We start from the raw sequence: 7,763 nt of genomic DNA, 5'->3' as shown, positions 1-7,763 counted from the left end.
TGGCGGCTTGGCCATCCACCTCCCCGGCATCGCCCAGGCGCCGGGCCAGCTGGCCCAGAATGGCGTTCCGCTCGTTCACCGAGCGGTCGATCTCGGAGGCGATCAGGGACACCGTGGAGTACTGCTGGGCCGAGATCGCAGCCTCCATGTCGGCCCGCAGGTACTTGCCGATCACCAGTGTGACGATCCAGATCGACGCGACGGCGGCGCACAGGGCCCCGGCGACGAGCCGTGTTCTCAGCGATTGCCATGAAAGGCTGGTCATGGCCTGGCATTCCTCATTTCTGTTCTTTCACGTGTGCTGCGCGCCGCGCATCGGGGCCAGGCATTCAGCGGGGTTTTCGCTGCGGAGAAACCCATTGGGCAGCAGGGTCACAGCTTTTACGGACACGATGGGGAGAACATTTAGGAAAAATGGCTTCCGCCCGACCGTGTGGCGCTGGATCATGCGGGCTCCACCCGCGCGGCATCCGTTACGGCAAGCTTGTCGAAGCGATGGACGTGCTCGTCTGGGATTAGGATGCTGCCTGTCTCCCATTCAGCCTGCATCATGACGAACCACGACAAGCGCAAGATCCTCCTGGCGGTCACCGGTCTCTCGCCGCAAATCGTAACCGAGACCCTCTATGCCCTTGCCGTCGGCCAGGACACGCCATGGATTCCCGACGAGATCCACCTCATCACGAGCTGTGAGGGGGCCGAGCGGGCGCGGCTGTCCTTGCTCGACCCCGCCGCCGGGCAGTTCCATGCCCTGTGTCGCGACTACCCCCAGCTCGCCACCGCGAGCTTCCCGCCAGACAACATCCACCTGATCCGCGATAGGGTCGGCCAGCCCCTCGGCGACATCCGTACGCCCGAAGACAACGCTCTGGCAGCCGACACCATCCATGCCGTCGTGCGCGCCCTCACGGCAGACCCCGACACCGAGCTTCATGTCTCGATCGCCGGCGGCCGCAAGACCATGGGCTTCTACCTCGGCTACTGCCTGTCCCTCGTTGCACGGCCCCAGGACAGGCTTTCCCATGTGCTCGTCTCCGAGCCCTTCGAATCGCTCCCCACCTTCTACTACCCGCCGGCCTCGCCTTGCCTGCTGCATACCCGTGATGGCCGGCCTGTTCATACGGCCGACGCCCGCATCATGCTTGCCGAGATCCCCTTCGTGCGCCTGCGCACCCTGCTGCCCACGGCAGCCCTCTCGCCCGACCTCAGCTTCGGGGAGGCGGTGGCAGCCACCCAGGCGCACCTCGAGGCCGTGCAACTGACCGTCCATTTTGCCGGCCGCAGCCTCCAGTGTGGGCGGAAGAGCGTCCCCCTGCCGCCTCAGCTGTTCGCCCTGTATGCCTGGTTCGCCATTCTGGCCCGGGATGGCGCGGCGCCTATCCGCTACACCCGCGTCGACCCGGCCGGCTTCCTCGAGCTCTATGGCCGGGTGATCGGTCGCGACGCGGTCGACTGGGAAAAGACCTCAGCCCAGCTCAAGGAGGGCTTTCCGAAAGAGTTCTTCGAACAGAAGTGCGCCAAGATCAACGGCATCCTGCGGCGCGAACTGGGTCTCCTCGCGCCACCCTACCTCATCGCCCGCCACGGCCAGCGCTCGCACAGCTGCCATGGGCTCGACGTCGCCCCCGACAAAATTCTCATCGAATAGCGCATCGGCAAGCTTGCCGTGTCGTAATGTCCGCCCACGCCCGGGTTATCCTCTGCGCATTCCGGAGACGCCACCATGAACGCCCAACACCCCCAGCTCGCCGCATCCAGTCGGGTCGCCTTTGCCGCCTTCCTCCATGATCTCGGCAAGTTCGCCGAGCGTGCCGCCCTGGCCGACATTGACCGCGAGCGGCTCGACGCCCACATCACCCAATACTGCCCTTTCCGCGAAGGGCGCTACCATAGCCACCGCCACGCCGCCTGGACCGCGCTCATGTTCGAACGCATCGAGGCCCACGCCCCCGACCTGGTCCGCGGCGACATGGCCCCCTTCGCCAGCCGGAGCGGGGGCGCCGACATCACCGACTCCCTCGTCAATGCGGCCGCCATGCACCACAAGCCGGCCAGCTTCCTGCAATGGGTCATCGCCACTGCCGACCGGGTGGCCTCCGGCTTCGAACCCGACGAGTTCGAGCGCTACAACGCCGGCGAAGACAAGACCGACACCGGCCGCAACCACTACCAGGCCCGCCAGCTCACCCTCTTCGAGCAGATCCGCCTGGGCACCGCGGCCCGTCCGGCGCGGCCCGCATGGCGCTACCCGCTCCAGGCACTGACCCCCCTGAGCATCTTCCCGGTGCCCGCCGCCGGCTACGAGCCCGCCGCCGACGCGCCGGCCCAGGCCGAATACCGCACCCTCTGGAGCGACTTCCTCGCCAGCCTCGACGCCATTCCCCGCGCCCATCGCCAGAACTGGCCCCTGTGGCTCGACCACTTCGACACCGCCTGGCTCAGCTTCACCCACGCCATCCCGTCCGCCACCGCCTTCGGCGTCAAGCCCGACGTCTCCCTCTACGACCACAGCAAGACCACCGCCGCCCTCGCCACTGCCCTGTGGCGCTGGCACGCCGCCGTCTCGGCCGCCGATTCCGCTGCGGCCAGCGCCCTGCAGGCCCGTTCCGACTGGGACGAGGCCAAGTTCCTCCTCGTCCAGGGCGACTTCTTCGGCATCCAGGATTTCATCTTCGCCGACGGCGCCGAGACCAACCGTTCGGCCGCCCGCCTGCTGCGTGGCCGCTCCTTCCAGGTCTCGCTGTTCACCGAGCTCGCCGCCCTGCGGGTGCTCGAAGCCTGCGGCCTGCCGCCCACCTCCCAGATCACCAACGCTGCCGGCAAGTTTCTGATCGTCGCCCCCAACACCGAGGATGTCCGCACCGCGCTGGCCGCGCTGCGCGCCGAGCTCGACGCCTGGTTCCTCACCCACGGCTTCGGCCAGGCCGGCATCGGCCTCGTCACCCGGCCGGCCAGCTGCAACGACTTCCTCAAGGGCCGCTTCCGCAGCCTCATCGAGGCCCTCTTCGCCGACCTCGAAGAAGCCAAGCTGCAACGCTTCGACCTCACCGGCGCGGCCCCGGCCGTCCTCGATGCCGACTACCCCCACGGCACCTGCCCCTTCAACGGCCGCCTGCCCGCCGACAGCCAGGGCGCCGCGCCCCTGTCGCGGGACCAGATCGCCCTCGGCACCCAGCTCGCCCGCCAGGACCGCCTGCTGATCGCGCGTGACGCTGCCGCCCTGCGTAGCGGCGGGGTCCGCCTGCTCGAAATGCCGGTGTTCGGCTATCGAGTCGCCTTCACCGGCGACGAAGACCTCAGCGGCCGTTTCGGCGAGCTCGCGCGCCAGGGGCAGCTCGTCCGCTGCTGGGATTTCAGCCTCCCCGAAACCCTCGACGCCCCCCTCTGGCATGGCTATGCCCGCCGCTACATCAACGCCTACGTTCCGCTGTTCCGCGACGTCGACATCGTCACCGCCAGCAAGTACGCCGGCACCGCGGCCGACGAAGACGACGCCCCCACCCCCGGCCAGGGCAAGACCCTCAACCACATCGCCTGCGAAGACCGCCGCCCGCGGCCGGGCGACGGTGCCGGCTGGCAGGGCCAGGTCGCCCTCGTCACCCTCAAGGGCGACGTGGACAACCTCGGTCGCATTTTCCAGAGCGGTCTCGAACAACCCACCTTTGCCCGCATGGCGGCCCTGTCGCGGCAGGTCAACGCCTTCTTCTCGGTGTGGCTGCCGGCCTACTGCGCCGTCCATCACCCCGACACCTACACCGTGTTCGCCGGCGGCGACGACTTCTTCCTGATCGGCCCCTGGCTCGACACCCAGCGGCTCGCCGCCGAAATGGCCGACCACTTCCAGCGCTACGTCGCCGGTAACCCCGACATCCACTTCTCCGCCGGCCTCGTCATGGCCAAGCCCGGGCTGCCCATACCCACCCTCGCGGCCCAGGCCGAAGAGGCCCTCGACACCGCCAAGGGCGGCGGCAAGGACGCCGTCGTGCTGTTCGGCCAATACATCCCTTGGGCCGACTGGCCCCGGCTCGCCGCCGCCGCGGCCGAGCTCGACCAACTCGGCGCCGACTACCGGCTCAGCACCGGCTACGTTTACGGCCTGCTCCAGCTCATCGACCTGGCCACCGCCCCCAATAACCCTGAGAGCCCCCTGTGGCGCAGCCGCTTCGCCTACCGCACCCGGCGCTACGTGGTCGACAAGCTCCCCCCCGACGCCCGCGCCCCGGCCCAGGTCCGGCTCGCCACCGCGCTGGGCGAGCAGGGCATCGGCGGCCTCGGCGGCGCCTACCGCATCCCCCTCTTCAACTACTTCTATCGCCAACGCTAAGCGAGGATTCCCCATGACCTACGACAGACGCCCCCCCTCCGGCGGCCCGCGCGGCTCCGACCGCCCCGCCCCGGCCCCCGCGGTCAGCATCGACACCGCCCCGGTCAAGCTCGGCGCCGACATGCCCGAGCTGCTCTTCGCCGACATCGCCCAGGACGCCGCGCGCACCATCGCCGCCGCCGGGGCCGGCAAAACCAACAAGTCCTCCCAGCTCCGCAAGTTCTACGACGAGCTCGTGATGTGGCACGACAAGCTCGCCTTTGAAAAAACCGCCGACGCCCGCGCCGCCAAATACCGCGAACTCGCCCCCTTCATCAAGATGATGAACGCCAAGGCGGCCTACGCCAAAGGGCGCGGCCACGTGGACCAGAACTTCGAGCAACTCTTCTCCCATCTCATCCGCCAGATCGCCTGCCCCGCCACCCTCAAGAACGCCAAGCTCTTCATGGAGGCCGTGCTCGGCTTCCTGAAGGCCGAGGAGAAATAAGCCATGCCCCAGCTCACCGGCATCACCACCCTCACCGCCACCCTCGAGCTCCTCACCGGCCTGCACATCGGCGCCGGCGACGCCGAGATGCACATCGGCGGCGTCGACAAAACCGTCGTCAAGCATCCCCTCACCCAGTCTCCCTACATCCCCGGCTCCAGCCTCAAGGGCAAGATGCGCAGCCTGCTCGAATGGCGCAGCGGCGCCGTCCAGGAGGCCCCCCTCGACAAGGCCGCCCTCGAGGCCGCCCGCGGCCCCGTCCGCGACGAAGTCAAGCGCATCCTGCAGCTCTTCGGCGTCGGCGGCGGCGAGCTCAAGGACGCCGCCGCCCTCGCCGCCGAGCTCGGCCCCACCCGCCTCGCCTTCTGGGACTGCAGCCTCAGCCCAGCGTGGGAGCAGGCCGTGCGCGACAACAACCAGATGCTCACCGAGGTCAAGAGCGAGAACCGCATCAACCGCATCTCCGGCGTCGCCGAGCACCCCCGCAACACCGAGCGCGTGCCCGCCGGCGCCTGCTTCGACTTCCGCCTCAGCCTGCGCCGCCTCGCCGGCGACGACGAGCGCCTCCTCGACACCGTGCTGCAGGGCCTCAAGCTCATCGAGTTCGACAGCCTCGGCGGCTCCGGCTCCCGTGGCTACGGCAAGATCCGTTTCACCGGCCTGTGCATCGACGGGCAGGACCAGCAGGCCCACTTCGACGCCGTCCAGGCCTTCCCCGCCCCGGCCCCCGCGCCATGAACACCTACCGCCTCACGCTGCAGCCCCTGTCCGCCTTCGGCACGCCGTTGGCCGGTGACACCCTCTTCGGCCAGCTGTGCTGGGCCCTGCGTCACCAGCTCGGCAACGCAGCCCTCACCCAGCTCCTCGACGGCTACACCGCCGGGCGGCCCTTCGCGGTCATCTCCGACGGCCTCCCCGCCGGCCACCTGCCGCTGCCCACGCTGCCCTCCCGGCGGTGGGCTGCCAGCGACCTCGACCGCAAGGCCCTCAAGCGGCGGCGCTGGCTGCCCACCGCGGCCCTCACCGAGCCACTGCCCGGCTGGCAGGCCCTGGCCCGCGACGATGCCGCCGCCGCCCACGCCATCACCTGCCGGCCCGGCGTGCTCCAGGCCGAGCGCGCCCAGCCCCACAACACCCTCAACCGCCAGACCGGCAGCACCGGCACCGGCGCCTTTGCCCCCTACACCCAGGCCCAGCTGTGGTTCGCCCCCGGCATGCAGTTCGACCTGTACCTTACCCTCGACGAGGCGCGCCTGCCCCTCGCCGGCCTGCTCGCCGCGCTCACCCACATCGGCCACACCGGCTTCGGGCGCGACGCCAGCATCGGCCTCGGCAAGTTCGCCCTCGTCGGCAGCCCCGTCGCCGCCCCCTTCGGCGCGCGGCCCGCCGGCAACGCCTGGCTCAGCCTCGGCCCCTGCGCCCCCCAGGGCCAGGGCTTCTGCCCCCGGCGCAGCTACTACCAGGCCCTCACCCGCTTCGGCCGCCACGGTGACATGGCCGTGCACGGCGCCAGCCCCTTCAAGCGCCCGCTGCTGCTGGCCCGGGCCGGCGGGGTGTTCGTGCCCCTCGCGCCCGGCGGGGCCGCCCCCTTCATCGGTCAGGGCCTCGGCGGCCCGGCCGCCCCCGTCTCGCCGGCCATGCCCGAAACCGTCCACCAGGGCTACGCCCCGGTGCTCGGCCTCCACCTCCCGGAGACCCGCTGATGCCCTTCCTCACCACCGCCCGGCTCGCCCTCACCCCCCTCGCGCCCATCCACATCGGTAGCGGTGAAGACTTCGAGCCCACCCACTACGTCATCGACGACGGCCTGCTCCACGCCTTCGACCCCAGCTGCGCCGCGCTGCCCGAGCCCCTCGCCCGGCGCCTCGGCCAGCTCGGCGAGCAGGCCGACCTCCTCGGCATCCAGCGCTTCTTTTACGAAAACCGGGCCCACTTCATGCCCCACGCCCGGCTGCTCGTCCCGGTGGCCCCCGGTCTCGCCGCCGACTACGCAGCCAAGATCGGTCGGGTTGCCAACCGCGAAGCCACCGGCAGTGACGTCATCGACAAGCTCTCCGTCGAGCGCGCCACCCACAGCCACGACCGCCCCTACATCCCCGCCAGCAGCCTGAAGGGCGCCCTGCGCACCGCCCTGCTCGACGGCCTCAACGCCGGCCGCCGCCCGCTGTCCGCCGAAAAGGGCCGTGGGCCCAACAGCTGGGATTCCACCAAGCTCGAAAAGCGTCTCCTCGAAGGCGACTACGCCACCAGCCCGCTGCGCCTCCTCAAACCCGCCGACCTCATGCCCGTCGGCGAGCCCGCCCGCGAGGTGCTCTACGCCCTCAGCCGCTACAAGGACCTCAAGCGCGACAAGCACGGCAACGAGCGCCAGCCCCGCGGCCTCCTCACCCGCAAGGAATGCATCGCCCCCGGCCAGTACCGCGCCTTCCAGGGCGACCTCGTCCTCCAGCACCTCGGCGGCCACGACACCCCCGGCGGCACCCCGGCCCGCCACCTTCGCCCGGCCGACCTGCATGGCCTCGCCCGTGACTGCAACCGCTACCACCTGCCGCGCCTGTACGACGAGCTCGCCACCCTCGACCGCCGCAACCTCGTCGACCCCGCCTGGAAGGCCGCCATCGAAGGCCTGCTCGCCGGCGAGCTCAAGGCCCCTCTCGCCGACGGCCGCGCGCTCCTTGTGCGCCTCGGCCGCTACGGCGGCGCCGAATCCAAGACCCTCTCCGGCGACGGCGTCGCGCAGATCAAGATCATGCAGGCCAAGGGCATGCCGCCCTTGTACGAGAGCCGCAGCCGCACCGTCTGGGTGGCCGCCGGCCACGCCGAGCGGGCCCATGCCGCGCTGCCCTTCGGCTGGGCCCTCGTCGAGATCGACCCCGCCGCCGAGCTGCCGGCCCTGCGCGCCTGGTGCGAGGCCCAGGCCGCCCGCCGCCCCGACATGGCCGCCCGCCAGGC

7 protein-coding genes and 1 pseudogene are annotated in these 7,763 nt (G+C 70.5%); 6 read left to right on the top strand and 2 right to left on the bottom strand.

Features of this window, described 5'->3' with window-relative positions; genetic code table 11:
* Together ZRA01_RS19465 and ZRA01_RS20650 are read right to left on the bottom strand one after the other, a co-directional pair.
* Positions 1–265 (bottom strand): annotated as a pseudogene (locus ZRA01_RS19465) (hypothetical protein); the annotation flags it as partial.
* Positions 266–292: 27 nt separating this feature from the next.
* Positions 293–448 (bottom strand): hypothetical protein, encoded by a 156-nt coding sequence (locus ZRA01_RS20650; RefSeq protein WP_170183036.1) that lies wholly within the window; start codon positions 446–448, stop codon positions 293–295.
* A gap of 102 nt (positions 449–550) precedes the next feature.
* Here ZRA01_RS20650 and csm6 point away from each other — a divergent pair, with 102 nt between their 5' ends.
* From csm6 to csm5, 6 genes are all read left to right on the top strand, one after another.
* Positions 551–1,648, top strand: a complete 1,098-nt coding sequence (gene csm6 / locus ZRA01_RS19460; protein WP_141355034.1) for a CRISPR-associated ring nuclease Csm6 — start codon at positions 551–553, stop codon at positions 1,646–1,648.
* Positions 1,649–1,723: 75 nt separating this feature from the next.
* Entirely contained in the window at positions 1,724–4,324 is a 2,601-nt protein-coding gene (gene cas10, locus ZRA01_RS19455) for a type III-A CRISPR-associated protein Cas10/Csm1 (RefSeq protein ID WP_141355033.1), read from the top strand.
* 13 nt (positions 4,325–4,337) lie between these two features.
* A complete protein-coding gene (gene csm2 / locus ZRA01_RS19450) occupies positions 4,338–4,811 on the top strand; it encodes a type III-A CRISPR-associated protein Csm2 (RefSeq protein ID WP_218028766.1) in 474 nt (157 codons plus the stop codon).
* Positions 4,812–4,814: 3 nt separating this feature from the next.
* Positions 4,815–5,549, top strand: coding sequence for a type III-A CRISPR-associated RAMP protein Csm3 (gene csm3 / locus ZRA01_RS19445; RefSeq protein WP_141355032.1), 735 nt, complete (start codon positions 4,815–4,817; stop codon positions 5,547–5,549).
* Positions 5,546–6,514, top strand: coding sequence for a type III-A CRISPR-associated RAMP protein Csm4 (gene csm4, locus ZRA01_RS19440; RefSeq protein WP_141355031.1), 969 nt, complete (start codon positions 5,546–5,548; stop codon positions 6,512–6,514). Before csm3 ends, csm4 begins: the two co-directional genes overlap by 4 nt.
* Positions 6,514–7,763: type III-A CRISPR-associated RAMP protein Csm5 (csm5, locus tag ZRA01_RS19435; RefSeq protein ID WP_141355030.1), on the top strand; the 1,250-nt coding region annotated here is incomplete at its 3' end. The genes csm4 and csm5, both read left to right, overlap by 1 nt.

Origin of the sequence: Zoogloea ramigera, from assembly GCF_006539865.1 — a bacterium.
GTDB lineage: Bacteria > Pseudomonadota > Gammaproteobacteria > Burkholderiales > Rhodocyclaceae > Zoogloea > Zoogloea ramigera.
The sequence above is the reverse complement of the archived record's forward strand: the minus strand, read 5'-3'. Positions and strand labels throughout refer to the sequence as shown.